The organism is Micromonospora sp. DSM 43699, from assembly GCF_055517075.1.
On record NZ_JBTMMT010000038.1, the window covers coordinates 35,701 to 62,138 of the forward strand.

22 protein-coding genes are annotated in these 26,438 nt (G+C 74.2%); 10 read left to right on the forward strand and 12 right to left on the reverse strand.

Translation table 11 applies throughout. The features are described 5' to 3' along the window. Positions 1–59: 59 nt before the first annotated feature. The 5 genes from AC0AIB_RS18960 to AC0AIB_RS18980 form a co-directional block, all read right to left on the reverse strand. On the reverse strand, positions 60–599 hold the full coding sequence (locus AC0AIB_RS18960; protein WP_465097166.1) for a hypothetical protein: 540 nt from the start codon (positions 597–599) through the stop codon (positions 60–62). Continuing rightward, positions 596–1,456, reverse strand: a complete 861-nt coding sequence (locus AC0AIB_RS18965; RefSeq protein WP_465097167.1) for a nucleotidyltransferase family protein — start codon at positions 1,454–1,456, stop codon at positions 596–598. Before AC0AIB_RS18965 ends, AC0AIB_RS18960 begins: the two co-directional genes overlap by 4 nt. Continuing rightward, entirely contained in the window at positions 1,453–1,974 is a 522-nt protein-coding gene (locus AC0AIB_RS18970) for an NUDIX hydrolase (RefSeq protein WP_328344267.1), read from the reverse strand. The genes AC0AIB_RS18965 and AC0AIB_RS18970 overlap by 4 nt, the downstream gene beginning before the upstream one ends. Positions 1,975–2,088: 114 nt before the next feature. After that, entirely contained in the window at positions 2,089–3,876 is a 1,788-nt protein-coding gene (locus AC0AIB_RS18975) for a RelA/SpoT family protein (RefSeq protein ID WP_328348709.1), read from the reverse strand. A 127-nt stretch (positions 3,877–4,003) separates the two neighbouring features. Next, positions 4,004–5,761 carry a DEDD exonuclease domain-containing protein gene (locus AC0AIB_RS18980; protein WP_465097168.1) on the reverse strand — a complete coding sequence of 586 codons (1,758 nt, stop codon included), beginning with the start codon at positions 5,759–5,761 and terminating at the stop codon, positions 4,004–4,006. Positions 5,762–5,888: 127 nt separating this feature from the next. On the opposite strand from AC0AIB_RS18980, the gene AC0AIB_RS18985 reads away from it, so the two are divergent. The 4 genes from AC0AIB_RS18985 to AC0AIB_RS19000 all read left to right on the forward strand — a co-directional run bounded on the left by AC0AIB_RS18985 (position 5,889) and on the right by AC0AIB_RS19000 (position 10,753). Beyond that, a complete protein-coding gene (locus tag AC0AIB_RS18985) occupies positions 5,889–7,361 on the forward strand; it encodes an NYN domain-containing protein (protein WP_465097169.1) in 1,473 nt (490 codons plus the stop codon). Between the two features lie 495 nt (positions 7,362–7,856). Then, entirely contained in the window at positions 7,857–8,066 is a 210-nt protein-coding gene (locus tag AC0AIB_RS18990) for a hypothetical protein (protein WP_328344273.1), read from the forward strand. A gap of 291 nt (positions 8,067–8,357) precedes the next feature. Beyond that, the gene (locus AC0AIB_RS18995) at positions 8,358–9,617 is read left to right on the forward strand and encodes a M48 family metallopeptidase (RefSeq protein ID WP_328344275.1); all 1,260 of its coding nucleotides are present in this window, start codon (positions 8,358–8,360) and stop codon (positions 9,615–9,617) included. Further along, the gene (locus AC0AIB_RS19000) at positions 9,614–10,753 is read left to right on the forward strand and encodes a glycosyltransferase family 4 protein (protein WP_328344277.1); all 1,140 of its coding nucleotides are present in this window, start codon (positions 9,614–9,616) and stop codon (positions 10,751–10,753) included. The genes AC0AIB_RS18995 and AC0AIB_RS19000 overlap by 4 nt, the downstream gene beginning before the upstream one ends. Before the next feature lie 90 nt (positions 10,754–10,843). Here AC0AIB_RS19000 and AC0AIB_RS19005 read toward each other — a convergent pair whose 3' ends face one another. The 5 genes from AC0AIB_RS19005 to AC0AIB_RS19025 form a co-directional block, all read right to left on the reverse strand. Next, the gene (locus AC0AIB_RS19005; RefSeq protein WP_328344279.1) at positions 10,844–12,604 is read right to left on the reverse strand and encodes a putative bifunctional diguanylate cyclase/phosphodiesterase; all 1,761 of its coding nucleotides are present in this window, start codon (positions 12,602–12,604) and stop codon (positions 10,844–10,846) included. Then, positions 12,597–13,406 (reverse strand): SAM-dependent methyltransferase, encoded by an 810-nt coding sequence (locus AC0AIB_RS19010; RefSeq protein WP_328344281.1) that lies wholly within the window; start codon positions 13,404–13,406, stop codon positions 12,597–12,599. The genes AC0AIB_RS19005 and AC0AIB_RS19010 overlap by 8 nt, the downstream gene beginning before the upstream one ends. 207 nt (positions 13,407–13,613) lie before the next feature. Continuing rightward, positions 13,614–14,282, reverse strand: a complete 669-nt coding sequence (locus tag AC0AIB_RS19015) for a response regulator transcription factor (protein ID WP_007072219.1) — start codon at positions 14,280–14,282, stop codon at positions 13,614–13,616. Positions 14,283–14,289: 7 nt separating this feature from the next. Beyond that, the gene (locus AC0AIB_RS19020) at positions 14,290–15,981 is read right to left on the reverse strand and encodes a GAF domain-containing sensor histidine kinase (RefSeq protein WP_328344283.1); all 1,692 of its coding nucleotides are present in this window, start codon (positions 15,979–15,981) and stop codon (positions 14,290–14,292) included. A 14-nt stretch (positions 15,982–15,995) separates the two neighbouring features. Continuing rightward, entirely contained in the window at positions 15,996–17,795 is a 1,800-nt protein-coding gene (locus AC0AIB_RS19025) for an AMP-dependent synthetase/ligase (protein ID WP_328344285.1), read from the reverse strand. A gap of 168 nt (positions 17,796–17,963) precedes the next feature. On the opposite strand from AC0AIB_RS19025, the gene AC0AIB_RS19030 reads away from it, so the two are divergent. From AC0AIB_RS19030 to AC0AIB_RS19055, 6 genes are all read left to right on the forward strand, one after another. Then, positions 17,964–18,416, forward strand: coding sequence for an SRPBCC family protein (locus AC0AIB_RS19030; protein ID WP_465097170.1), 453 nt, complete (start codon positions 17,964–17,966; stop codon positions 18,414–18,416). Positions 18,417–18,453: 37 nt separating this feature from the next. Then, positions 18,454–19,137, forward strand: a complete 684-nt coding sequence (locus AC0AIB_RS19035; protein WP_328344289.1) for a hypothetical protein — start codon at positions 18,454–18,456, stop codon at positions 19,135–19,137. 73 nt (positions 19,138–19,210) lie between these two features. Beyond that, positions 19,211–20,158 (forward strand): ROK family glucokinase, encoded by a 948-nt coding sequence (locus AC0AIB_RS19040; protein WP_328344291.1) that lies wholly within the window; start codon positions 19,211–19,213, stop codon positions 20,156–20,158. 89 nt (positions 20,159–20,247) lie between these two features. Then, positions 20,248–20,934: an endonuclease/exonuclease/phosphatase family protein gene (locus tag AC0AIB_RS19045; protein ID WP_465097172.1), complete on the forward strand. Its 687-nt coding sequence runs from the start codon at positions 20,248–20,250 to the stop codon at positions 20,932–20,934. Between the two features lie 168 nt (positions 20,935–21,102). Further along, complete coding sequence (locus AC0AIB_RS19050; protein ID WP_328344293.1) at positions 21,103–22,509, forward strand: flavin-containing monooxygenase; 1,407 nt, start codon at positions 21,103–21,105, stop codon at positions 22,507–22,509. Continuing rightward, positions 22,506–23,333, forward strand: coding sequence for an alpha/beta hydrolase (locus AC0AIB_RS19055; protein ID WP_328344295.1), 828 nt, complete (start codon positions 22,506–22,508; stop codon positions 23,331–23,333). The genes AC0AIB_RS19050 and AC0AIB_RS19055 overlap by 4 nt, the downstream gene beginning before the upstream one ends. A 10-nt stretch (positions 23,334–23,343) precedes the next feature. Here the strand turns inward: AC0AIB_RS19055 and AC0AIB_RS19060 are convergent, their stop codons facing one another. Together AC0AIB_RS19060 and AC0AIB_RS19065 are read right to left on the reverse strand one after the other, a co-directional pair. Beyond that, on the reverse strand, positions 23,344–24,762 hold the full coding sequence (locus AC0AIB_RS19060; protein WP_328344297.1) for an alpha,alpha-trehalose-phosphate synthase (UDP-forming): 1,419 nt from the start codon (positions 24,760–24,762) through the stop codon (positions 23,344–23,346). 196 nt (positions 24,763–24,958) lie between these two features. Next, positions 24,959–25,807: a DUF308 domain-containing protein gene (locus AC0AIB_RS19065; protein ID WP_328344299.1), complete on the reverse strand. Its 849-nt coding sequence runs from the start codon at positions 25,805–25,807 to the stop codon at positions 24,959–24,961. Positions 25,808–26,438: the final 631 nt, after the last annotated feature.

The window sequence follows — 26,438 nt, forward strand, 5'->3', positions numbered from 1 at the left end:
GTCCGGGGCGATCAGGATGTCGTCGCCGGCGGCGTGCAGGTTGTTTCGGGTCGGGGTCGTCAGAGCATGGTGCGGGGACCCGCCGCGACGGCGCGCAGCCAGCCTGCCGTCTCCGCCGCGCCGGGGCAGCGGGCCGTGTCGAGTGCGGCGGCCAGCGCGACCAACTCGCCGGGCGGGAGGAGAACCCCCTCCCCGCTGCGCAGAATGAGCTTGACGGTGCGGGCGTCCGTGGTGACGGTGAGCAGCGGCGTCCGCTTGACGGAGCCGGTGGCGCGCAGCGACACCGACCGGGCGGCCCGCAGGTCGACGGTCCGGGTGGCGACGTTGACCACGGTGAGCCGGCTGCCCTCCAGCCAGCCCCCGGCCCGAAGGATGCTCCTCATCAGCAGGCCGTAGAAGAGCATGACGGGCGCGGCAACCAGGAGCCCGGCGAGCACCGACCTGGCGGTGACGCCGCAGAGACCGCCGCAGGTGATCGTCAGGACGACACCCAACATCAGGAACGCGACGACGGCGCGGGTGCCCGACTGGTATCCGACCGACAGCGTGATCCGGGGCGCGAGCGGTTGCGTGGTGGCGATTGTGGCAGGATTGGTCAATTACCTCCGGGAACGGTCGTCACGGTGAGGCCGTCGCCGGCCCGGATCGCGTCGCGGAGCCGTTCGTCCGGGCCGACCGTCGCGCCGGGCCAGACCACCACCCGCTCCACGTCGCCGCGCACCACCGCGCCCGCACCGACCACCGCGCGCCGTGCCCGGCCCGTCACGGTGGCGTCCGGGGCGACCAGGGTGTCGTCGCCGGCGGCGTGCAGGTTGGCCGCCAGGTAGTCGGCCGGGGTGCCGGTGTCGAAGAACGTGCCGGGGTACGCCACCACGGTCAGCTCACCGGCCGCCTCCGCCGGCCGCCACACCGCGCGGACCAGGTCGCCGAAGCTGGCCGGCAGCTCGCGTACCCGGTGCCAGGGCAGCAGCGAGAAGCCGGTGAAGACGTGCCCGTCGAAGGTGCCGGGGGCGGTCGGGTCCGGGGCCGGCCGGCCGAGCAGCCGTACGGACCGGTCGTCCCAGCCGGCCAGCAGCGCCGCGACGTCCGGGCCCGGCACGGCCAGGGGATCGGCCAGGTACGCGTCGGCGTTGCCGACCAGCACCCCCCGGCCGGCGATCCAGTCCCGCAGGTTGCCCAGGCCACCGGCGGTGCCCAGCGGATCACCCGGCTCCACCGACAGGTGCGCCCGGTCGCCGACGTGCGTCACCACCTGGTCGGCCAGGTAGCAGGCGTTCACCGCCACCCGGTCCGGCCCGGTGAACCCGAGGCCGGCGAGCCGTTCCAGCGCCCGGTCCAGCAGCGGCACGTTGCCGACCGGGCAGAGCGCCTTGGGTACCCCTGCGGTGAGCGGGCGCAGCCGGGTGCCCTCGCCGGCGGCGAGCACCACCGCGCACAGGCCCTCCGGCGCGCTCACGTCGTGGGCTGGCCGGCCTGCGGCCCGATGCCGTAGTGGCCGAGCAGGTTGGCGGTGGCCCGGCTCAGCCGGGGCAGGTCGTCGAGCGGGTGCCAGGCCGCCTCGAAGACCTCCGCGCCGTCCACCTTCAGCGTGGTGCCGGCGGCCGGCACCTCCGCCTCGAAGACCATGTCCACCCAGCCCCGGGTGTGCACCAGGGCGTTCGGCACGGCCGGGCGGAGCTGCTCCGGGGGGAGCCGCACGCCGGACTCCTCGTGCAGTTCCCGGGCCGCGCCGACGACAGGGGTCTCACCGCGCTGGAGCAGCCCGGCGGGCAGCGTCCAGCTGTGCCCGGGGGGCTGGCGCAGCAGCAGGATCCGGCCCGCCCCGTCGGCCTCGCTGTCCCGGACCAGGGTCACCGCGCCGACGACGTACTTCGGCCCGGCGAGCCGGACCAGGCGGCGGCGCACCGTGACCGGCAGCCGGTAGAAGACCTTGTAGGCGACGGCCCGGCCGGTGGCGCGGGAACGGAGGATCATGGCTTCAGGCTAGGCCGTCGGCGCGCTGCCGTGGGATGCGGGGCGACCGGTCACCCGGGCAGGGCGACCAGCCGCACCGGTCGCCGGGCGGGCGACGGTCGGACCCGACCGGGCTCACTGTTGATGGTCGACCAGGTCGATGAGCTGGCGTACCACGGTGTCCGGCTCGACCGCCCGGTCGAAGACCGCGACCAGCAGGGTCTCCAGGTCGGGGTAGCCCAGCTCCTCCGACAGCCGCAGCAGCGGCAGGTCACTGGCCAGCCCACGGTCGTGCTTGCGCAGGGCCAGGCCGATGGTGGCCCGACCCAGGCGTACCTTGTCGGCGATCGAGATGCCGGGCTCGGTGTGGTCGGTGAACCAGCGGCTGATCTGCATCTGCGCGTGTGGTGACTTCACGAAGTCGAGCCACTCGCGACGGGGGCCGCGGGGGGCGGCGTCCGCCTCGAAGCCGCTCTCCGCGTCGTTCTCCGAGAAGATCTCCACCACGTCGCCCTCGTCCAGTTCGGACGCCAGCGGCGCGAGCCGGCCGTTGATCCGCGCGGCGAGGCAGTGGTCACCCCGCTCGGTGCCCAGCTCGTACGCCAGGTCGACAGGGGTGGCACCGGCCGGGAGCAGCACCTGCCGGCCGTCGGCGACCACCTGGATCTGCGCCTCGGCCAGGTCGCACCGCAGCGACTGGAGGAACTGGGCCGGGTCGGGCGCCTCCTGCTCCCAGTCGAGCACCCGGCGCAGCCAGGAGAGCTGGTCGGTGTTGCTGGCCCCGGTGGCGGCGCGGGGGAAGCGGAAGTCGGCGGCCACCCCGTACTCGGCGCAGCGGTGCATCTCCCGGGTGCGGATCAGCACCTCGACCGTGCGGTCCTGCGGGCCGCAGACACTTGTGTGCAGGGAACGGTAGAGGTTGTTCTTGGGCGAGGCGATGAAGTCCTTGAACCGGCCGGGGACCGGTCGCCAGCTCCCGTGCACCGCGCCGAGGGCGGCGTAACAGTCGGTGGCCGGGCCGTCCACCACGATCACGATCCGGGGCAGGTCGTACGGGACGGCGTGCCCGCCGGCCACGGTGTCCTTCCAGATCGAGTAGAGGTGCCGGGGGCGGACGCTCACCTCGGCGTCCACCCGGCTGCGGCGCAGTGCCACCTTGGCCTGGGCCACCACGTCGTCGAGGTAGGCGTCCCAGCCGGACCGGTCGTGCACGTGCCGGGCCAGCCGGGCGTGCTCGTCGGGCTCCAGGTGCAGCAGCACCACGTCGTCGAGGTCCCGCTTGAGGGTCTGGATGCCGAGCCGGTCGCAGAGCGGGACCAGCACCTCCTGGGTCTTGCGGGCGATCCGCTCCCGGGAGGCGGCCGAGCGGACCCCGAGGGTACGCATGTTGTGCAGCCGGTCGGCCAGCTTGATGATCAGCACCCGGACGTCCTTGCCGGCCGCGATGATCATCTTGCGGATCGTCTCCGCCTCGGCCGCCTTGCCGTAGAACGCCTTGTCGAACTTGGTCACCCCGTCGACCAGGTGCGCCACCTCGTGGCCGAAGTCCTCGCTGAGCGCCTGGAGGGTGTAGCGGGTGTCCTCCACCGTGTCGTGCAGCAGCGCCGCGACCAGGGTGGTGGTGTCCATCCCGAGGTCGGCGCAGATCTGGGCGACCGCCAGCGGATGGGTGATGTACGGCTCGCCGCTCTTGCGGAACTGACCGCGGTGCATGTTCTCGGCGATCGTGTACGCCCGGCGCAGCACCGACGAGTCCGCGCTGGAGTGGATGCCACGGTGGCTGCGGACCAGCTGCGTCACCGGGTCGGCGTCGTTGGCCGGCCAGCTCAACAGGGACCGGAGCCGCCGGGTCAGGGGCAACTCGCCCGGCTGGGCCGGGAGCGCACCCCCCAGGGCGGCGCCGTGTCCGGCGTCGACGTCCACGTGGGACACCTCCTCACCCCGGCTCCAGGCCACCGTACCCGGCAACCGGAAGCAGGCCCACGAAACGGGCAGGACTGCACTCCCTTAACAGCCTAAGCGAGGCGGGGTAGTCCGATCGGTCACTTGCTCATGAGCGTTCGGTCGAGAGTTGGTGCGACCCGCCGCCCTCGGCCTTCGCCAACAGGTCACGGAACCGCCCCGCGCCGGCCACCGGGGAGGACCAGACGGAGGTCATCTCCACCAGCCGGGTCTCCGGTCGCTCCAACCACGACAGGATCCGCTCGGTCTCCTCGGCGGTGGCCCGGGGCACCGGCCCGTGCCCACCCGGTTCGACCGTCTCGGCGGTGGCCCGGATCGCGGTGATCGTCGGTCGCGGGTGGACGCCCGGCGGGGACACCCCGGCACCGGCGAGCCGTCCGTACCGCACCAGCGCCAGCTCCCAACCGCCCCCGGTGGCGGGCCGGGCGGCGGTCAGCTCGCCGATCCGGGTCAGCGCGGCCAGCCGCTGCATCCGGACGGCGGCCCGTAGCACCGCCGCCAGCCGGGACCGCACCACCGCCGCCTCCTCGTAACGGTGCGTCGCCGCCAGTGCCTCGATGCGGGCCAGCAGGGCGTCCACCACCACCTGCGGGTCGCTGGTGGTGGCGGTGCGGAACGGCGCGACCGCGCGGTCGTCGTACTCCTCGGGGGTGATCTTGTGCTCGCAGGGTGCCGGGCAGCGGCCCAGCTCGGCCAGCGCGCAGGCCGGCGTGACCGTGCGCAGCGACAGCCGGTGCGTGCACTGGCGCAGCGGCACCGCGTCGTGGAACCCTGCGGCGGCCAGTTCGGCGGCCTGTTTGGAGCGGAACGGACCCAGGTAGGCGGTGTCGCCGGGGGCCAGGCCGCGCACCACCGACAACCGGGGGTAAGGCCCGTCGGTCAGCTTGAGCCACACCATTCGCTCCGGATACTTCGACCGGCGGTTGTACGGCGGCGCGTGCGCGGCGATCAACCGCAGCTCGCGTACCTCCGCCTCCAGCGGGTGGGCGCACTCCACCGCCTCCACCCGTTCGGCGGCGGCCAGCATCTCCGACATCCGGGCCCGCTTCTCGGCGGCGGTGAAGTAGCTGCGGACCCGGGTGGCGATGTCGCCGGAGGTGCCGACGTAGAGCGGCCGGTCGTCGGCGGCCCGGAAGATGTAGACCCCGGGCACCCTGGGCAGCCCGTCGGCCAGGTGCCGCTTGCGCCGCTGGGTGGGGGTGACCGCACGGGCGAACTCGATCGCCTCGCCGACCGTGTCGACCCGGTGCCCACCGAGCCGGGCGATCAGCCCGTGCAGCACGTCCACGGTGGCTTTGGCGTCGTCCAGCGCCCGGTGGGTGGGCTGGGTGGTGGTGCGGAAGTAGGCGGCCAGGGTGCCGAGCTTGCGGTTGGGCACCTCGTCGCGGCTGAGCACCCGACGGGCCAGCGCCGCCGTGTCCAGCACCCGTGGGTTGGGCCAGCGGTAGCCGTGCCGGGCGCAGGCGGCCTTGAGGAACCCGACGTCGTAGGGCGCATTGTGGGCCACCAGCACGGCGTCGGCGAGGAACTCCAGGAAACTCGGCAGCACCTGCTCGACCGGTGGGGCGGGGACCAGCATGGCCTGGGTGATCCCGGTCAGCACGGTGATGAACGGCGGGATCGGCACCCCCGGGTTGACCAGGGTGCCGAGCATCCCCAGCTCCTCGCCGCCGCGCACCTTGACCGCGCCGATCTCGGTGATGCCCCCGCCGTCGGGTGAGCCGCCGGTGGTCTCCAGGTCGACCACCACGAACGTCGTCGCGTACAGCGGCAGGGCCGGATCGACGCCGCCGGCCGACTGGTCCAGACCGGCCAGGGTCTGCTGGACGTACTCCCCAGGTGCCACGGGCGGCAGGCTAACCGTTTGGTGCGACACTCCCGTCACCGCAGCCCCAGGGGCCCCTGCCGGCATAGGATGAGAGATCGGCTCACTCATCCGGCGGTGGGCCCGGTCGCGGTGGGAGACTTGCCCCATGCCCCTCACCGAGCCGTACGACGACCACCTCCCGGAGGAGGGGTCGTCCGCCGCCGCGCCCGAGGCCGGCGGGGACCTGGGTGCGGGGGCGCCCGAGGCCGACCCGGAGCCCACCCTGCCCGACCCGGAGCCCACCCTCCCGGACCCGGAGCCCACGCTGCCGGAGCCGGAGCCCACGCTGCCGGAGCCGGTCCGGCAGCGGATCGTGGCGCTCACCGCCGCGGTCCTGCCCGGCCTGCCCGGCGACGAGGTGCCGGTGCCGCTGCGCCGGGTGGCGAAGTTCGCCCCGAACCGCCGGGCCCGACTTGGCGGTTCGGTCATCGCCGCCCAGCTCACCGCCGATCCGCTGTTCCGGCAGCGGGTCACCGCCCGGGTGCTGGCCGACGCCGGTGACCTCGGCGCGGCAGTGGTCGAGGGCACCGCGCCGGCCGCCGCCGACCCGGTCGAGGTGGCCGCCCTGGCCTACCTGGTCCGCCCCCGGGGCTGGCGGGAGCTGATCGACGCCAGTGGCGCGGCGGTCCGCGCCGAGGCGGACAGCGCGGTCGTCGCCGAGCTGGTCCGGGAGGCAGAGCAGCGGGCCACCCGGGCCGAGCACGACCGGGCGGTGGCCCGGGTGGAGGCGGAGAAACTCCGCGACGAACTGGCCCGGGTCCGCGAGGAGCTGGGCCAGCTCCGGGAGGAGAGCCGTCAGCTCCAGCGCAACCTGCGGGAGACCCAGGCCCGGGAACGCCGGGCCAACGAGCTGCTCGCCACCGAACGCGGCCGGGCCACCCGGGCCGCCGCCGACAGCGACGCCGAGCTGCGCCGGGCCCGGGCCCGACTGGCCGAGGCCGAGGCGGCGGCCGGGGTGGCCAAGGCCAGCGCCAAGGAGGCCCGCTCGGTCGACGACGCCCGGCTGTGGCTGCTGCTGGAGACGATCGGCCAGGCCGCCGTGGGGTTGCGCCGGGAACTGGCCCTGGACCCGGTGGACAAGCTCCCCGCCGACTTCGTGGCCGACGCCTTCACCGATGCCCCGGTCACCGCCCAGAGCGGGCCGGCGACGCGCGCCCGGGACACCGACGACCCGGCCCGACTCGACCAGCTGCTCGCCCTGCCCCGGGCGCACCTGGTCGTCGACGGTTACAACGTCACCAAGCGCGGATTCGGCGAGATGTCCCTGGAACAGCAGCGGAAGCGGCTGATCACCGGGTTGGGCGGGATCGCCGCGCAGACCGGTGACGAGGTGACGGTGGTCTTCGACGGGGCGGAGCGGATGCACGGCCTGCCGCCCACCCCGCGTGGGGTGCGGGTGCTCTTCTCCCGCAAGGGCGAGACCGCCGACGAGCTGATCCGCCGGCTGGTCCGGGCCGAGCCACCTGGCCGCCCGGTGGTGGTGGTCTCCTCCGACCGCGAGGTCGCCGACGGGGTACGCCGGCACGGGGCGTACCCGCTGGGCGCCGACTCGCTGCTGCGCCGGCTGTCCCGCTCCTGAGGCCGCATCACCGATCGCATGGAACCACCTGCGGTGTGGTTCCTGCGAAGGTCAGGGTGGTGCGGGCCGGTCAGGAGCGACGGTGTCGGGCCGGGGCGCTGGTGCTTCCGACGATGGCGAACCGTGCCGCTGCCTCGGGGAGGGTGATACCCGCGCGTACCGGTATGCCTGTCGGGCATAAATATGCCTGACAGGCATACCACCCTCTCGAAGTGGTGGGTCATCGCCGCCGCGCGCCGCGCCGCCGCGCCGCCGCGGCCGGCAGGCGGGGTCAGGTCTCCCGGCAGGCCGAGCCGGGCGGGGAGGGCCCCCGGCAGTGGGCCTTCGCCATCTGCGAGCTGTCGGTGCGCGCGGCATGGGGACGGTCGGTCCCGAGGAGTTGATCACCGGTTGTCCGATTGTGTCGTACCCGATGGCTAGTGTCCGACCTGACCGACGGTGCTCGGGTGGTGACGAGGGTCTTCCGCCTGACGCCGCACTGCGTCAGGAGGCACGATGCTCATCGACTGCGACGGTTGCCGGGTCCGGGGCGCGGGCTGCGCCGGCTGCCTGGTGACGGCCCTGCTCGACACCGACTCGCCGGCCGCCGGCCTGGGTGTCGCCGAGCACCGGGCGATCGAGGTGCTCACCCGCTCCGGCTTCGAGGTGGAGGTGCTGGCCCACGAGACCCACCGCGCCCGGCCCACCCACCGCCGGGTCGCCTGACCGCCGCCGTCCGCCGGAGGAGGCCGCGCCGCGGGCCGCCGCGCCCGCCGGCCCGCTGGCCCGCCGGCTGCCGGTCTGCGGTCCGGGAGCCCGCCGGCCCGGCCCCCAGGCCCCGGCCCGGGAGCCCACCGGCCGGGGCCTGGGAGTCGACGGTCATTTCGGGTGGGCCCGGGGCACACACCGCGCCGGAGCCACGTCGGCGGGCCATAGGATGGGCGCTCACGGCGGGAGGAGCGGCGGCATGACACGGGTACGACGCCACACCCGCAGGCCCGCTCGCGGGGCGTCGAGGTGACCCCGCGCGGCTGGGCGGTGCTCACCCTGACGGCGTTGGTGCTGGCCCTGCTCGTGGTCGGGGTCCTGCTGGTCCCGTGGCACCGCCCCCCGGCGCCCCGGGCCGATCAGCTCGCCGCGCTGCGTGACCTGCCCACCGACCAGGTGGCCAGGGGGCGGGCGTTGCAGGCGGCCCTGCGCCCCGGCCGCTACACCGGGCTGGCCGTCGGGCTGCTGGTGGCCCTGCTGCTCGGGCTGACCCCGCTCGGCGCCCGGCTGGTCGAGTTGGCCGGGCGGCCCTTCGGCGACCACTGGATCGCCCGCGCCGTGCTCGGCGGGATCGCCGTGGTGCTCGTCGCCGACCTGCTCACCCTGCCCTTCGCCGCCTGGCGGCAGTCGGTGCTGACCCGCTACGGGCTGAGCACCCAGGGCTGGGGCGGCTGGACGGTCGACCTGCTCAAGTCGTACGCGCTCAGCGCGGTCGTCGCCGCAGTGGTGCTGCTCGGCTTCTACACAGTCACCCGGCTCGCCCCACGCTGGTGGTGGGCGTTCGGGGCGGTCGGCGCGGCCGGGCTGGTCGTGCTGCTCTCCTTCGTGCTGCCGGTGCTGGTGGAGCCGGTGTTCAACAGGTTCACCCCGATGGAGCAGGGCCCGCTGCGCACCGAGCTGACCGCGCTGGCTGCCCGCGACGGCGTACCGGTGCGAGACGTGCTGGTCGCGGACGCCTCCCGGCGGACCACGGCGGTCAACGCGTACGTCTCCGGTCTGGGGCCGACCCGGCGGGTGGTGGTCTACGACACCCTGCTGCGCGAGGCCACCCCTGCCGAGGTGACGAGCGTCGTCGCGCACGAGCTGGGCCACGCCAAGGACCGGGACGTCTGGACCGGCACGGTGACCGGCGCGCTCGGTGCCGCCGCCGCGGTCGTGGCGCTCTACCTGCTCGGCTCCTGGACGCCGCTGTTGCGCCGGGCCGGCGTCGACTCGATAGCCGAGCCCCGGGCGTTCGCGCTGCTGATCGCCCTGGTGACTGTCGTCGGGCTGGTCGCCGGTCCGGTGCAGGCGCTGATGTCGCGCCGGGTCGAGGCGCGTGCCGACGCACACGCGATGGCGCTCACCGGTGACCCGGCCACCTTCGAGGCGATGCAACGCCGGCTCGCCGGGGTCAACCTGGCCGACCCGGACCCGCCCCGCTGGGAATACCTCTGGGCGGCGTCGCATCCGTCCACGGTGGAGCGGATGGCCGCCGCCCGCGCGTACGCCCGGGAGGCGGGCCGGTGAGTCGTACCCTGCTGGTCACCAACGACTTCCCGCCGCGCCCCGGCGGCATCCAGTCGTTCGTGCACCAGCTCGCCGTCCGCCAGCCGCCCGGGTCGGTGGTCGTCTACGCCTCCAGCTGGCGGGACGCCGCCGAGTTCGACGCCGCGCAGCCCTTCCCGGTGGTCCGGGACGCCACCCGGGTGTTGCTGCCCACCCCGCGGGTCGCCCGCCGGGCCGCCCGGCTGGCCCGCGAGCACGGCTGCGACACCGTCTGGTTCGGTGCCGCAGCCCCGCTGGGTCTGCTCGCCGGTGGGCTGCGGCGGCGCGCCGGCATCCGCCGCGCGGTCGCGCTGACCCACGGCCACGAGGCCGGCTGGGCGGCCCTGCCCGGGGCCCGCGCCGCGTTGCGCCGGATCGGCCGGGACACCGACGTGGTCACCTACCTGGGCGACTACACCCGGGTACGGCTGGAACGCGCCCTGCACGGCGTCACCGAACTGCACCGGCTCGCCCCCGGGGTCGACGTGGACATCTACCACCCGTCGGTGGACGGCGCACCGGTGCGGGCCCGGCTCGGGCTGACCGACCGGCCGGTGGTGGTCTGCGTCTCCCGGCTGGTCCCGCGCAAGGGCCAGGACATGCTGATCCGGGCGCTGCCGACGATCCGCCGTCGGGTGCCCGACGCGGCGCTGCTGGTGGTCGGCGGTGGTCCCTACCGGGCGACGCTGGAGAAGCTGGCCCGGCAGACCGACGTCGAACGGGACGTGGTGTTCACCGGTTCGGTGCCGTGGTCCGAGCTGCCGGCCCACTACGCCGCCGGTGACGTCTACGCGATGCCGTGCCGCACCCGCAACCGGGGCCTGGACGTCGAGGGGCTGGGCATCGTCTACCTGGAGGCGTCGGCGACCGGGCTGCCCGTGGTGGCCGGCGACTCCGGCGGCGCACCCGATGCGGTCCGCGAGGGCGAGACCGGGTACGTCGTGCCGGGCCGCGACGTCGCCCTGCTCGCCGACCGGGTGGCCACCCTGCTCGCCGACCGGGACCTGGCCCGGCAGCTCGGCGCGGCCGGGCGGGCCTGGGTGGAGAAGGAATGGCGCTGGGAGACCCAGGCCCGACGGCTGACCGACCTGCTCGCCGGCACCACCTCATCCGGCTGAGCGGCCGCTGACCCGACCTCGCCGGGCGGCACCGCCCCGGCATGCGTCCCCACAGCGTCCGGTGCCGTGCCGGTCAGCCCGGTCGGCGGATCAGCGGATCTGCTCGAGGATGCGGGCGGCGGGGGCGGGTCGGCCGAAGTGCCAGCCCTGGCCGGCGTCGCAGCCGATGGCCCGGAGCAGGTCCGCCTGGTCGGCGGTCTCCACCCCCTCGGCGGTGACGGTCAGGTCCAGCGCGTGGGCCAGCGACACCAGCGAGGCCAGAATCCGTTCGTCGGTGCGGCTGGCCGGGTCGACCTGCGGGGTACGCAGCCCGGTCACGAACTCGCCTGCCATCTTCAGCTCGGTCACCGGCAGATCCCGCAGGTAGGCCAGGTTGCTGTAGCCGGTGCCGAAGTCGTCGATGGCGATCCGGACCCCCAGGTCGTTGAGCACCCGCAGGGCACGCACCGGGTCCTCCGCGCCGGCGCTCATCATGGTGCTCTCGGTGATCTCCAGCTGGAGCCGTTCCGGCGGCAGGCCGGTCTGCGCGAGCAGCCCGCGTACCTCCTGCACCAGATCCGGGCGGTTCACCTGCCGGACGGCGAGGTTGACGCTGACGAACGGCGCCGGCCGGCCGCCGGCCGCCCAGCTCTCCGCCTCCCGGCACGCCTCGGCGAGCACCCAGCCGCCGAGTCGTACGATCAGCCCGGTCTCCTCGGCCAGCCCGATGAAGCTGTCCGGGCCGAGCACCCCCAGCTCGGGGTGCCGCCAGCGGACCAGCGCCTCCACCCCGAGCAGGGTGCCGTCGCGCAACGACGTCAACGGCTGGTAGTCCAGGAAGAACTCGCCCCGGTCCAGGGCGGCGGGGATCGCCGCCGACAGGGCGTACCGGGCCAGCTCGGTGCGGTGCCGGGCCGGGTCGAACAGCGCCCAGCGGGCACCACCGGCCGCCTTGGCCCAGTGCAGGGTGCTGTCGGCGGCCCGCATCAGCTCGCCCGGGGTGGTGCCGGCCACCGGCCGCTCCACGATGCCGACGCTGGCCGTGACGCTCAGCTCGTGCCCGTCGACCAGGACCGGCTCGCCGACCGCCGCCAGCGCCGCCTCGGCCGCCTTGACCACGTCGTCGGTGCCGTCGGTCCGCTCGACCAGGATGACGAACTCGTCGCCGCCGAGCCGGGCCACCAGGTGCTCGCCGAGCGCCCGGCGCAGCCGCCGGGCGACCTGCACCAGCAGCGCGTCGCCGAGCTGGTGGCCGAGGGAGTCGTTGACCACCTTGAACCGGTCGAGATCGAGGAAGCAGACGCCCACCCGGTCGGCCCCCCGCGCCGGCTCGGCGATGGCGGCGGCGAGCCGCTCGGTGAACAGGGTGCGGTTGGGCAGGTCGGTGAGGGGGTCGTGGGTGGCCTGGTGGCGGAACCGGGACTCGCTGTCGCGTAGTGCCCGTTCGGCCTGCGCGCGGGCCACCATGGCGGCCCGGCGGATCGACTCCTGCTCGTCGAGCGTCCGGTCGCGCAGCGCGCGGGCGTATCCGGTGGTGACGGTGGCGAGGAGCCGGGCCAGCCGGTCGGAGACGTCGTCGCCGACGAGGCCCAGGTCGCGCAGCAGCCGGAGCTGGATGACCTCGACGGTACGGCCCAGGCCCTCGGCCGAGGCGATGTGCGCGGCCACCAGTTCGGCGCCCACCTGGTGGCCGACGCGCGGGTCGAACGGCTCGGCGCGCAGCGCGGCGGACAGCCGCACGGTGAGCCGTTGCAGCAGCGCCTCCAGCTGGGCCTGGGTCATCGGCAGGTAGCTGGTGCCGGAGACCGCCTTGGCCCAGGCACGGGCGAAGGTGCCCGGGCGGGACGCGCCGGGGGTCGCCGGCTCACCCATCGAGACGCCCGACGCCGCCGAGGAAGACGGCCTGCTCGGCGTCCTCGGCGCTCTCCGGCGTCTCGGGCCGCCACTGCGGCACCCAGACCACCCCCGGATCGACCAGGGTGAAACCGTCGAAGAAGGCGGTCAGCTCGGCCCGGCTGCGGATGCACAGCGGATTGTCGGTGCGGCGGTAGACCCGTTCCGCCTCGGTCCGTTCCGCGCCGCTGCGGCTGTCGTCGCTGGCCTGGGAGAGGACCAGGTAACTGCCCGGGGCCAGCGCCGCGCGCAGGATGCGCAGGGTCTCCTCGGGATGGTCTGCGTGCGGGATGAAGTGCAGCACCGCCACCACCATCACGGCCACCGGTTGGGAGAAGTCGATCATCCGGTTGACCTCGGGGTGCCGCAGGATCGCCTCCGGGCGGCGCAGGTCCTCCCGGACGACTGTGGCGTTGCGGTTGCCGGCGAGGATCTCCTGGCTGTGCGCCACGGCGACCGGGTCGACGTCGACGTAGACCACCCGGGTGTCCGGGGCGGCCCGCTGCGCGATCTCGTGCACGTTGCCGACGGTGGGGATGCCGGAGCCGATGTCGAGGAACTGGCGGATGCCGGAGTCGACCAGGTGCTGCACCACCCGGCGCAGGAACGCCCGGTTGGCCTGGGCCATCAGCGGCGCGTCGGGCACCGCCTCCACCATCGCGCGGGCGGCCACCCGGTCGGCGGCGAAGTTGTGCGAACCGCCGAGATAGTAGTCGTACATGCGGGCGACGCTGGGGCGCTCGATGTCGATGTCGTCGGGTGCCCAGTCCGGTCGCTGCATCCCCAACCCCTTTGTCGAGTAGCACCACGAGGGTCGTCACCTGCGCGGTTCACCCGGGTATTGTGCCCCTCCGCTGCGCAGGTGCAAAGAGAGTGATCAGTGCGCGATCGTCCCCTCACCGCGCGCAGTCGGAGCCGGCGGTTGGGGTGGTCAGGCCCGGGTCCGGCGGTGGACCCGGGCCTGTGGCCCGGCGGGTGCGACCCGCCTTCAGAACTTCGGGGCGTCCGGCGCCTCGAGCAGGCCCAGCCGCAGGGCGGTCATCAGCGCCTGCGCCCGGTTGGCCGCGCCCAGCTTCTCGTAGAGCTTGGAGATGTGGGTCTTGGCGGTGGACTCGCTGACGAAGAGCTGCTTGGCGATGCCGGCCACGCTCATGCCGTCGGCGAGCAGCCGCAGCACCTGACCCTCGCGGGGGGACAACTGCGGGCCGGACGGGGCCAGCCGGCGCTTCATCGCCTCGGCCAGGTCGGCGGCGGTGAACGCGCTGGGGGAGGAGGCGGCGTGCCGGGCGGCGGCGACCACCTCGTCGGCCGGCGCGGTCTTCGGCACGAAGGCGCTCGCCCCGGCCTCCAACGCGCCGAAGAGCTGGTCGTCACCGGCGTACATGGTGAGCACCACGATGCCCATCGAGGCGCTGGACTTGCGCAGCGCCCGGGTGGCCTCCAGGCCGCTGCCGTCGGGCAGCCGCAGATCCATGATCACGACGTCCGGTTGCAGCGCGCCGGCCTGGCGCACGCCCTCCGCCGCCGTGGCGGCCTCGCCGACGACCTCGAACTGACGGTCACGCTCGAAGGCGTGCCGCAGCCCCTTGCGGATCAGGTCGTGATCGTCGACAAGGAGGACCTTGGTACGGGTGGCCGGTGTCGGGCTTGTGGTCATCCTCGAATTACTCCACTTCTGCTGCTGCGCTGCCACGCACGTTATCGCGCCGGGGCGACGAACCCACCACCACCGCCACGGTCGTTCCGCTGGGTTGCCGGGGACTGATCTCCAGCCGGCCCCGGATACGTTCCGCCCTCTCTGCCATGATCGCAAGACCGTAGTGACCGTCGGTGCGCTGGTCACCGATGCCGTGACCGTCATCCGACACTTCAATTTGGGCGTACGGGGGGTCCACCTCACAGGTGACCCAGAGATTCGACGCCCCGGCGTGCTTGCGGGCGTTGGTCACCGCCTCCTGCGCGATGCGCAGCAACTCGGCCTCGGTGGCGGCGGGCAGCCGGGCGGTCGACTCGTCGAGCGACAGGTGCACCCGCAGCCCGCCGGACGCGCCCACGGTGCGGGCGTACTCGGCGATCGCCGCCGCCAGGCCGCCGTGCCGGTCCACCTCGCTGCGCAGCTCGAACAGGCTCAACCGCAGCTCGGTGATCACCCGGGTCACCTCGCCGCGCAGGGTGCGCAGCGCCTCGGCGGTCTCCTTCGGGTCCTCGTCGACGTAGGCCAGGGCGTTGTCGATGCCGTAACCGACCATCACCAGCTCCTGTGCCACCCCGTCGTGGATCTCCCGGGCCAGCCGCTGCCGCTCCTCGTTGGTCGCCAGCGAGCGTACGTCGTCGAAGAGGAGCGCCGCCTCCAGCCGCAGCGCGGCCGGGCCGGTCAACGCGGTCACCCGGGACACCACAGGCGGTGGGTAGGCGTGCGCCGCGTCCGCCTCCAGCACCACCAGGCCGACGGTACGGACCCCGGCGACCAACGGCACGATCAGCGCCGAGACGTCGCCGCCGGTGTGCGAGCGGGCCTGCGAGCGGGCCGAGGTCTGCGGTTGCTGGCTGGCCCAGGCGTCGGCGATCGCCGAGTCGGCGTCCAGCGTCGTCTCCCAGTCGACCCGGTCCACGCCGACCTGGGCGAGCACCACCAGCCGCCCGCCGCCGCTTGCCGACAGCACCGCGCCCCGGTTGCCGGGGGCGACCGTCCGCAGCTCCTCCAGCAGGTGCTCGGAGATGCCGCCCGGGTCGAGGGTGGCCCCGGGCAGCTGCCGGGCGACCGTCCGCAGCTGGGTCAGCAGCCGGGTCGCCTCGGCGTACGGCTGGGGCTTGCTCTCGGCCCGGACCTGCATCACCTGGTGCAACGTGCCGGCGGCGTAGAGGCCGAGCCCGGCGAGGATCAGCCACTGCGCGCAGACCGCCAGGTAGCCCGGTTGGCCGAGCTGCCGTCCGCCGTCGACCTCGGTGAATCCACCGGCCACCAGCAGGGTGGCCGCGGTGACGCCGAGCAGCACCGCGCCCTCGCGGAACTGCCGGCGCAGCGCGGTGACGGTCACCGGCACCGCCAGGTACGGCAGCACCGCCGACGCGCCCAGCCCGCCGACCGACGAGCCGAGGGCGGAGGCGACGGCGACCTGGCTGGCGGCCAGCCCGATCACCAGCGCCTCGGCGAGCCGGCTCAGCGGGCCGAGCAGCCGGTGTTCGGGGGCCAGCAGGGCGGGTGCTCCGGCGGCGGCCAGCAGGGCGATCCACCAGAGCTGGGCGGGATCGCGGGTGGCGATCAGGGTCAGGACGCCGACCAGCGCGAGCATCACCGCACGCGCGGCGGCGGCGAGGGGACGCGTCTGGGGGCGGACGGCTGTGGAGGCGGACACGTGACGGATCGTAGTCAGCCTTGGTAGATGTCCGCGATCTCGGCCGCGTACGTCTTGTGCACGACCTGCCGTTTGACCTTGAGGGAGGGGGTCAACTCGCCTGTCGCCTCGGTGAAGTCGTGCGGCAGGATGCGGAACACCTTGATCGCCTCGGCCTTGGAGACGGCCAGGTTGGCGGTGTCCACCGCGCCCTGGATCTCGGCCCGCAGCCCGTCGTGGGTAAGCAGCTGGTCGACCGGGGTGTCAGCGGGCAGCCCGTGCCCGGCCAGCCACTTCGGCAGCGCCTCCTCGTCGATGGTGACCAGGGCGGCGATGAACGGCTGCCGGTCGCCGACCACCACGCACTGGCTGACCAGCGGGTGCGACCGGACCTGGTCCTCCAGCACGGCCGGGGCGACGTTCTTGCCGGCGGCCGTCACGATGATCTCCTTCTTGCGGCCGGTGATGCTGAGGAACCCGTCGTCGTCGAGGTGCCCCAGGTCGCCGGTGCGGAACCAGCCGTCGGCGAGCGCCTCGGCGGTGGCCGCGTCGTTCTTCCAGTAGCCCTGGAAGATCAGGTCGCCGGCGATCAGGATCTCGCCGTCGTCGGCGATCCGGATGGTCACGCCGGGCAGTGGTCGGCCGACGGTGCCGATCTTGGTGCCGGTGGGCAGGTTGGCCGCGGCGGCGGGGGAGGTCTCGGTGAGGCCGTACCCCTCGCAGATGGTCACCCCGATGCCCCGGAAGAAGTGCCCGAGCCGGGCGCCGAGCGGCGCGCCGCCGGAGATCGCATCCCGGCAGCGGCCACCGAGGGCGGCCCGGAGCTTGCGGTAGACCAGCCTGTCGAAGACGGCGTGCTGGGCGCGCAGCGCCAGCCCCGGACCCTGCGGGGTCTCCTGCGCCTCGCTCCAGGCGATGGCGACCTTCTCTGCCCGGTCGAAGATCGCGCCCTTGCCGTCGGCCTCGGCCTTCTGCCGGGCGCCGTTGTAGACCTTCTCGAAGACCCGGGGTACGGAGAGCACGAAGGTGGGCCGGAACTCCTGGAGCTCGGCGACCAGGTCCCGGGTGTCGGCGCAGTGCGCCATGGTGGTCCGCGCCTGCACCACCCCGATCTGGATGAGCCGGGCGAAGGCGTGCGCCAGCGGGAGGAACAGCAGGGTCGAGGCCCCCGGGCGGAACAGGTTCGGCAGCACCGGCACCGCGTTGGCGATGTCGGCGTACATGTTGCGGTGGGTCAGCACGCAGCCCTTGGGGCGGCCGGTGGTGCCGCTGGTGTAGATGATCGTGGCGACGTCGGCGGCGCGGACCGAGGTGCGCCGGCGCTCGATCTCGTCCCGGTCGACCGACGTGCCGCCGGCGACGATCTCGTCCACCCCGCCCAGCTCGATCTGCCACACCTCGCGCAGCTCGGGCAGCCGGTCCCGGATCCCGGCGACCAGGGTGGCGTGGCTGTTGGTCTCCACCACCACCGCGACCGCGCCGGAGTCGGCGAGGATCCAGGCGGCCTGTTCGGCGCTGGAGGTCTCGTAGATCGGCACGGTGACCGCGCCGGCGGCCCAGATGGCGTAGTCGAGCAGGGTCCACTCGTACCGGGTGCGGCTCATCAGGGCGACCCGGTCGCCGGGGTTGATCCCCGCGCCGGCCAGGCCCCGGGCGACCGCGACCACCTCGTCGCGGAACTGCCGGCAGGTGACGTCGACCCCGGCGCGGCCCTCGGCGGCGGGCCGGACGAACTGCACCGCGTCCGGTGCAGCCTCGGCGTTGTCCCAGACCGGGTCGGTCAGGCTTGCCGCGTCGCCGATGCTGACGATCGGCGGAACGGAGAACTCGCGCACCTGCACTCCCTCGTGCTCGCACTGGCCGGGCCGACCACGGACCGGCATTGTCGAAACCTACCCGCCCACCCCGGCGGATGCGCCAGGCAGGTTGCCCGCCCACCGGCCCGGACCGCCCTTCGGGGGTGGAGCGGGGCGTCCGCCGGCTGCGGCGGGTAGCCTCCCCCCATGGCGGACTCCTCCACCCAGTCGATCATCATCGGCGCGTCACCGGACCGGGTGGCCGCGGTCATCTGCGACTTCGCGAGCTACCCGGAGTGGACCGAGGCGGTGCGTCGGACCGAGATCGTCGAGGAGTACGAGGACGGCTACGCCAGCCAGGTCCGGTTCACCATCGACGCCGGGGTGATGGCCGACGAGTACGTGTTGGCCTACGAGTACGCCGAGGACCTGTCCCGGGTCGAGTGGCACCTGGTGGCGCCGTCGAAGATGCAGAAGGCCCAGCGCGGCTCGTACGACCTGGCCGGCAACCCGGACGGCACCTGCACGGTGACCTACACCCTGGAGGTCGAGCTGTCGGTGGGCATGCTCGGCATGTTCCGCCGCAAGGCCGAGAAAATGATCATGGATACGGCGTTGAAGCAGCTCAAGCACCGGGTAGAAGCAACCGGTGCGGCGTAGCGGCGCGGCGGCCGGCGACACGACGGAGGAGCCGACCATGGGCGCAACGGAACCGGGTTCGGCCCGGGAGGAAGCGGAACGGCTGGTCGCCACGCTGCTCGCGACGGCCAGACTGGCGTCCGCAGGCACCGGCCCGGGGGCGGGACCGTGGGGTCCGCTCGGTGGGATCGTCTCGGGTGTCCTCGGTCACAGTGCCGGTCCGTCCCGCCCGACCGGCGGCGCCCACCGGGTCGACGGTTTCGGCACCGCATCGCCCGAGTGCTGCATCTGTCCGGTCTGCCGGGCTATCGCCGCGTTGCGTGACCCGAGTCCGGAGTTCGCCGAGCGGCTCGCCACCGGTGCGGGAGATCTGGCAGCCGGCGTCGCCAGCCTGATGCGTGCGTTCGGTACGCCCGGAGGTGGGGAAGCATCCCACGCGACGCCCGCTGACGCCAGCGCGACGACCGGCGGGGACGGACCTTCCGATTCCGACGCCGATCATGTGTGGCGCGAGGCCACCCGTACCGGGCATGATTCTGCGTCGGCGCCGGAGCGGGACGTCTGGTCCGCCGCCACCCGGGCGGAGGACGCGGCCGCACCGACCGTCGCCGCACCGCCCGTCGACGACGCCGGGCCGGCCGCGCCGGCCCAGCAGGTCCGGCCCACGGCCGACGGCCCCGTGGTGCCCGCCTCGCGAGCGCCGGGCGGCGCGGGCGGGGACGCACCAGGCGACGGGGCCTGACCACCGGACATCCCGGCGGCGTACGGCCGGATCGGCCGATGTCGGGACGCACATGCAGAGGGGAGTGGCCGCGGTGACGCTGACCATCGGAGTCGACGTCGGTGGCACGAAGGTGGCCGGCGGTGTCGTGGACGACACCGGCAGGGTGCTCGTGCAGGCCCGGCGGGACACCCCCGCGGACGACGTCGGCAAGACCCGCGACGTCATCATCGAGCTGGTCACCGAGCTGGCCACCGGCCACCAGGTCGACGCGGTGGGGATCGGCGCGGCCGGCTGGATCGACGCCTCCCGCTCCACCGTGCTCTTCGCCCCGAACCTGGCCTGGCGCGACGAGCCGCTGCGCGACTACGTCAGCACCGCCACCGGGCTGCCGGTGATCGTGGAGAACGACGGCAACGTGGCGGCGTGGGCCGAGTTCCGGCACGGCGCGGCCCGGGACGCCGACGACTCCATGGTCATGTTCACCATCGGCACCGGGGTCGGCGGCGGCATCGTGCTCGGCGGTGAGCTGGTCCGCGGCGCCCACGGCATCGCCGCCGAGCTGGGCCACATGCTCACCGTCCCCGACGGCCACCAGTGCGGTTGCGGCCGGCTCGGCTGCATCGAGCAGTACGCCAGCGGCAGCGCCCTGGTCCGGTTCGCCCGCGCCGGTGCCCGGCAGGAGCCGCAGCGCGCCACCGCCCTGCTGGAGTTGGCCGGCGGCGAGGCCGAGGCGATCACCGGCCCGATGGTCACCACCGCCGCGCAGGCCGGCGATCCGATCTCGGCCGAGGCGTTCGCCCAGATCGGCCGCTGGCTGGGCACCAGCCTCGCCGACATGGCCCAGATCCTCGACCCGCAGGTGCTTGTGGTCGGCGGTGGCGTGATCGACGCCGGCGACCTGCTGCTCGGCCCGACCCGGCGGTCCTTCACCGACGCGCTGGCCCAACGCAGCCGGCTCCCGGTGGCCGAGGTGCGCCCCGCCGAGCTGGGCAACAGCGCCGGCGTCATCGGCGCCGCCGACCTGGCCCGCCGCCGGTGAGCGCCGGATCGACGGCTCCCCGCCCGGCCGCTGCCGCATCCGCCGACACCGACGCGGGAACCCCGGGCCCGGCGGGCGACGGCAGGCGGGTGCCGCTGCGGGTGGTCTCGTACAACATCCACAGTCAGCGCGACGACACGGCGGCGCTGGCCAGCGTGGTCCGCGAGGCCGCCCCGGACGTGGTGATCGTGCAGGAGGCGCCGCGCCGGTTCCGGTGGCGGCAGAAGTCCGCCGCGCTGGCCGACTCGTTCGGGCTGGTGGTGGCCGCCGGTGGCCTGCCCTCGCTGGGCAACCTGCTGCTGACCAGCCTGCGGGTCCGGGTGACCGGGACGCACTGCCAGCGGTTCCCGCTCACCCCGGGCCGGCACCTGCGCGGCGCGGCGTACGCCCGTTGTGAGGTGGGCAGGGCCCGGTTCCTGCTGGCCGGCTCGCACCTGGCCACCGACCCGGTCGAACGCCCCGGCCAGGCCGCCCTGCTCAAGCGGGAACTGTCCGCCAGCGACCTGCCGGTGGTCTTCGGGGCCGACCTCAACGAGGGGCCGGACGGCCCGGCCTGGGGTACCGTCGCGGCCGGGTTGACCGACGCGGCGATCGCCGCCGACGCGGCGGACCGGCACACCTACTCGTGCGCCAACCCGCGTCGCCGCATCGACGCGCTCTTCGTCGACCCCCGGGTCGAGGTGGTCGGCTACGACGTGGTGGACACCCCTACGACCCGCCGGGCCAGCGACCACTTCCCGGTCCTGGTGGACCTGCTGCTACCGGCCGCCGGCTGAACCGTCGGCGAGGCACCGGCTCGCCGACCGGCATGCTCCGGTCGGCCCGCCGGGCCGGGTCCACGCCGACCCGCGACGGCCCCCGCGAGCCGGGCTGGACAACGGGCCGCGGGTCCGGGGAGGATGCCCGTCGAACCGGCGTACCTGGCCGCACAAAAGGAGATTCCGGTGCCCCCCTCCACCGAGCACGGCCGGCCCGATCCGGAGAGCAGCACGCTCGCCCCGAGCCGGGACGGCCGTCCGGTCTCCGACCGGGGCGACACGGTCTGCGTGATCGGTGCCGGGGCCAGCGGCCTCACCGCGGTCAAGAACCTCACCGAGCACGGCTTCGGCGTCGACTGCTACGAACGGGAGACCGGCGTCGGCGGCGGCTGGAACTGGCGGCACGACCGTAGCCCGGTGTACGCCAGCACCCACCTCATCTCGTCGCGGCCGTTCACCCAGTTCCCCGACTTCCCGATGCCGGACTCCTGGCCGGACTACCCGCACCACAGCCAGCTGCTGTCCTACTTCGAGCGGTACGCCGACCACTTCGACCTGCGCCGGCACATCTGGTTCGGCACCGAGGTGGTCCGGGTGGAGCCGGTCGACGGCGAGAGGTGGGACGTCACCACCCGCAGCACCGGCGGGTACGGCCCGGAACGCACCTCCCGGTACGCCGCCGTACTGGTCGCCAACGGGCACAACTGGTCGCCGAAACTGCCCCGCTACGAGGGGCTGGAGGAGTTCCGGGGCGAGATCATGCACGCCTCGTCCTACAAGGACCCGGCCCAGTTGCGCGGCAAGCGGGTGCTCGTGGTCGGGGCCGGCAACACCGGCTGTGACCTGGCGGTCGAGGCGGCCCAGCAGGCGTCCCGCTGCTGGCACTCCACCCGCCGCGGCTACTGGTACGCCCCGAAGTACGTCCTCGGTCGCCCCGCCGACCAGGTCAACGACGCGCTGCTGGCGCTGCGGGTGCCGCTGCGGCTGCGCCAGTGGCTCTACCACTGGACGCTGCGGCTCACCGTGGGCGACCTGACCCGGTTCGGGCTGCCGAAGCCGGACCACCGGGTCTACGAGACGCACCCGATCGCCAACAGCCAACTGGTCTACTACGTCGGCCACGGAGAGATCACCCCGGTGCCGGAGGTGGCCCGGTTCCACCCCGGCGGGGTGACCCTCACCGACGGCCGGGAGATCGACCCGGAGCTGGTCGTCTTCGCCACCGGCTACCTGCCCCGCTTCGAGTTCCTCGACCCGGGGATCCTCGGCGACGCCGACGGTTCCGGCCGACCCCGGCTCTGGCTGCACGCCTTCCCACCGGGTCACCCCACCCTGGCGGTGGCCGGGCTGTTGCAGCCCGACTCGGGGTTGTTCCCCCTGGCGCACTGGCAGACGGTGCTCTTCGCCCGGTCGCTGCGGCTGCGCCGGGACCGGCCGCAGCGGGCCGCCGCGTTCGCGTCCCGGGCGACGGCCGGCGCGGGCGAGCGGTACGCCGGGAAGGTCAAGGACAGCAGCCGGCACTGGTTCGAGGTGGGCCACGTCGACTACCTGCGCGCGGTGCAGCGCGCCCTCGACGAACTGGAGGGCAAGTGAGCGGCACGACCGACGAGCGGGTACGCATCGTCCGGGGTCGGGAGTGGGCCCGCCCGGTCCGCCCGGCCCGGCGCGAGGTGCTCAGCGCCACCCCGGAGCTGGAGGAGGGGCGTCCGCCGCTGCTCTTCGTACCCGGCTTCGGGCACGGGGCCTGGGCGTTCGCCGAGCACTGGCTGGAGCACGCCGCGACGAGGGGCTTCCCCGCGTACGCGGTGAGCCTGCGCGGGCACGGCGGCAGCGAACCGGCGCCGGGGGCGACACTGCGGGCGTACACCCATGATGTGGTCCAGGTGGCGGCGGAGCTGCCGCGGCAGGCGGTGCTGGTGGGGCACGGCGCCGGGGCGCTCGTGGTGTCGCACGCGTTGGCGCGGTACCCGGCCCGGGCGGCGGTGCTCGTCGCGCCGGTGCTCGGTGGCCCCGCCACGGCCGCCGCGGCGCTGCGCAGCAACCCGGCCGGTACGCTGCCCGCCCTGTTCGGTGGGGCGCTGCGGCTGCACCGTCGGCAGCTGTTCAGTCGGGAGTTGCCCGACGCGGACGCGCGCCGGCACCTGGCCCGGCTGGGCCGGGCCGGCCGGCGGGCACAGTGGCAGCTGCTCGCCGGCCGGGAGGCCGAGCCGGCGGTGGGTCGCCCGCCGGTGCTGGTGCTGGGCAGCCCCGACGACCGGGTCGTCCCGCCCGCCGCGCTGACCCGGGCCGCCCGCCGGTACGGTGCGGCCCCGCTGCTCTTCCCCGGCATGGGGCACGACCTGATGCTCGACACCCGCTGGCAGGAGCCGCTGGACGCGCTCCTCGACTGGCTGGTCAAGGAGCCGGGTAGGAGCTGACCCGGGTGGGTCAGCCGGTGCTGCTGAGCCGGGTGAGCAGGGAACCGGTGTCGTCCAGGGCGCTGAGATAGGAGCGGGCCCAGGCGCGGATGTCGTGCCGGTGCAGGTGGTCGCGCATCGCCCGCATCCGGTCGCCGGTGTCGGCCGGCCCGGCCCGCAGCGCCGACAACAGCCCCTGCTTGAGCCCCTCCAGGTCGTGCGGATTGACCAGGTACGCCTGCTCCAGCTCGGCCGCCGCGCCGGCAAACTCGCTGAGCAGCAACGCGCCGGTGTCGTCGACCCGGGCGGCCACGTACTCCTTGGCGACCAGGTTCATGCCGTCGCGCAGCGGGGTGACCGCCATGACGTCGGCGACCCGGTAGAGCGCCGCCAGCTCGGCCCGGTCGAAGGGCTGGGTGAGGTAGTGGATGGCCGGTTCGCCGACCCGTCCGAACTCGCCGTTGATCCGGCCGACCTCGCGTTCGATCCGCTCGCGCAGGATCTGGTACTGGCCGACGCGTTCCCGGCTCGGCATGGCGACCTGCACCAGCACCGTGTCCCGGACCTTGACGTCACCGCTGGCGAGCAGCTCGCTGTAGGCCTTCAGCCGCTGCTCGATGCCCTTGGTGTAGTCCATCCGGTCGAGGCTGAGGACGACCCGCTCGGGGTCGCCCAGGTCGTGCCGGAGCCGGCGGGCCCGCGCGGTCACGTCCGGCCGGCCGGCGAGCGCCGCCATCTCGGCGGTGTCGATCGCGACCGGGTACGCCCCGATCCGCACCACCCGGTCCTGCACGCCGATCCGCCTGTCGGTGGCCGGCAACCCGAGCACCTTGGTGGCCAGCTGGGCGAAGTTGTGCGCCGCCTGGGCCCGCTGGAAGCCGATCAGGTCGGCGCCGAGCATCCCGCGCAGCAACTCCGCCCGGCGGGGCAGCTGCATGAACAGCTCCGGGGGCGGGAACGGCACGTGGAGGAAGAAGCCGATCCGCAGGTCTGGGCGGAGCTCGCGGAGCAGGCCGGGGACCAGTTGCAGGTGGTAGTCCTGCACCCAGACCACCGCGCCCGGGTCGGCCACCTCGGCGGTCGCCTCGGCGAACCGCTGGTTGACCCGCTGGTACGCCTCCCACCAGCGACGGTGGTACTCGGGTTGCTCGACGGCGTCGTGGTAGAGCGGCCAGAGGGTGGCGTTGGCGAACCCCTCGTAGTGGTCGCGCAGGTCGTCGGCGGTGAGCGGGACGGTCTGCATGTGGACGCCGTCCACGTCGGGCAGCGCGGGCGCGGGCCCGGTGCCGCCGGCCCAGCCCACCCAGGTGGCGGGGGTCTGGCGGAGTAGTGGGTGCAGCGCGCTGACCAGCCCGCCGGGGCTGCGGCGCCACTCGCAGGCGCCGTCGGGCGCCACGCTGTCGTCGATGGGGAGCCGGTTGGCGACCACCACCAGGGAACTCTGTCGCATCTCGGGCATTCCGATCGGCAGTGGACCGACCACGCGAGCGAGGAACAACCGGGCGGTCGGTGAGGGAAGTGACCTACAACGGTATTCCTACTGACCGTAAGTTACACCGCTGTTACACCTGGCGTGGGGCCGGCGGCGTCCCGGTATGCGGGCAGGGGCCGGCGGTGGACGGGGGCCTGCGGGGGTGTGGGAGGGGTCAGACGACCGCGCCGTCGTCGGGGTCGTAGTCGTCGTCGTCACCGGGTCGTAGTCGCCAGATCAGGGTGACGAAGCCGGCGAGGATGCCGGTGAAGCCGAGCAGATTGACCACCGAGGCGTCCACCACCGGCAGCAACGACGGGTTGAGGAAGAGGACGAAGCCGACCACGATCCCCAGCACGCCGACCACCGCGTACTTCGAGATGCGGGGCAGCGGTGGTGGTGGAGGCGGGGTGTAGCCCTCCTCCGGATCGTCCGGCAGGTCGGCCCCGAAGGTGTCCAGGCCGTCCAGCAGCGACGGCTCGTCCTCCCGGCCCCGGGGGGTCACCGAGATGCCGGAGATGTCGGCCGCGTACGGCAGTCGTCGTACGTCGGTGGCGGTGGGACCGGTCGGTTCGTCGGCGCGGGTGGCCGGGCCACCCGCCCGGGCAGCCGGGTCGGTCGGCTCGTCGTCGTCGACGTCCTCGGAGGCGGGCCAGGGATTGCTGCCGGCCGTCGGGGCGGTGTGGAAGGCGGCGACGATCCGTTCCCACTCGGCATCGACGTCCGGCTCGGCGCGGTCCGGCTCCGGGGTCGCCTCGTCGGCGAGCTGGGTGAGGTAGTCGCGGGCGGTGGTCAGGTGTGAGCGGTCCACGTAGAGCCGGTCGACCGGCCGGGACGGCACGGTGGTCGTCCTGGTGATCGGGTTCAGATCGGCGGAGGGCTGGAGGTAGGCGGCGATCCCGCCCGCGGCGAGCACGTCGAGCAGGTGCTCACCGACGCGCGGATCGACGTCGCCCGCGACGGCGTACTCGCTCGCGTCGAGCCCGTTGTCCCGCCGTCCCCGGCGGGCGCCACCCGCTGACACCGGACATCCTCCTCCGCGCACCTCGCGGTGCGGTCGTGTCGGCGCCCCGTACGCCGTGCCCTGAATCGTGACACGTCGGCACCCGGTTCCGGGAGTGCGTTGTGGCGTGCCGCTCTGGGTTCGTCGTTCCCAGGGCCGGCAGGTGTCCCCGTAGCACCCGTCCCGGGGCGCCCCGGCCGTCTCCCGCATACCCTGCCCGGCCGGCCCGACGACGGGTCGACGGCGCCGGGCCGGGGCGGGAACTGTCGCCGTACCGCCTGGTGGCGTGCCTGATCGGCGTTCCGCCGCGCGGGTGGGGCCACCCGCTCCGCTGCGACGGACGCCCGGCCCTGCCCACCGGAGGGTCGGTGCCCCTCGACGGCGACGGCACCGCCGCTCCAGCCCGGCCCACCCCCGAGCGGGGTCTGCAAGAAGTAACATTCCTCGCTAACCGCCATACTCTACCCGCGATCGCCGCGATCGCCCCCGCCCGGCCGGTGCCCGACCCCGCCTGTGTCTGGCCCGGCCTGTGTCTGGCCCGGCCTGTGTCTGGCCCGGCCTGTGTCTGGCCCGGCCTGTGTCTGGCCCGGCCTGTGTCTGGCCCGGCCTGTGTCTGGCCCGGCCTGTGTCTGGCCCGGCCTGTGTCTGGCCC

What these genes read in the sequence shown, in the direction of transcription:
- AC0AIB_RS18970 (WP_328344267.1), bottom strand. Translation starts at nt 1,974, where the DNA reads ATGATCCTCCGTTCCCGCGCCACCGGCCGGGCCGTCGCCTACAAGGTC.
- AC0AIB_RS18985 (WP_465097169.1), top strand. Translation starts at nt 5,889, where the DNA reads ATGCCCCTCACCGAGCCGTACGACGACCACCTCCCGGAGGAGGGGTCG.
- AC0AIB_RS18990 (WP_328344273.1), top strand. Translation starts at nt 7,857, where the DNA reads ATGCTCATCGACTGCGACGGTTGCCGGGTCCGGGGCGCGGGCTGCGCC.
- AC0AIB_RS19005 (WP_328344279.1), bottom strand. Translation starts at nt 12,604, where the DNA reads ATGGGTGAGCCGGCGACCCCCGGCGCGTCCCGCCCGGGCACCTTCGCC.
- AC0AIB_RS19010 (WP_328344281.1), bottom strand. Translation starts at nt 13,406, where the DNA reads ATGCAGCGACCGGACTGGGCACCCGACGACATCGACATCGAGCGCCCC.
- AC0AIB_RS19015 (WP_007072219.1), bottom strand. Translation starts at nt 14,282, where the DNA reads ATGACCACAAGCCCGACACCGGCCACCCGTACCAAGGTCCTCCTTGTC.
- AC0AIB_RS19030 (WP_465097170.1), top strand. Translation starts at nt 17,964, where the DNA reads ATGGCGGACTCCTCCACCCAGTCGATCATCATCGGCGCGTCACCGGAC.
- AC0AIB_RS19035 (WP_328344289.1), top strand. Translation starts at nt 18,454, where the DNA reads ATGGGCGCAACGGAACCGGGTTCGGCCCGGGAGGAAGCGGAACGGCTG.
- AC0AIB_RS19060 (WP_328344297.1), bottom strand. Translation starts at nt 24,762, where the DNA reads ATGCGACAGAGTTCCCTGGTGGTGGTCGCCAACCGGCTCCCCATCGAC.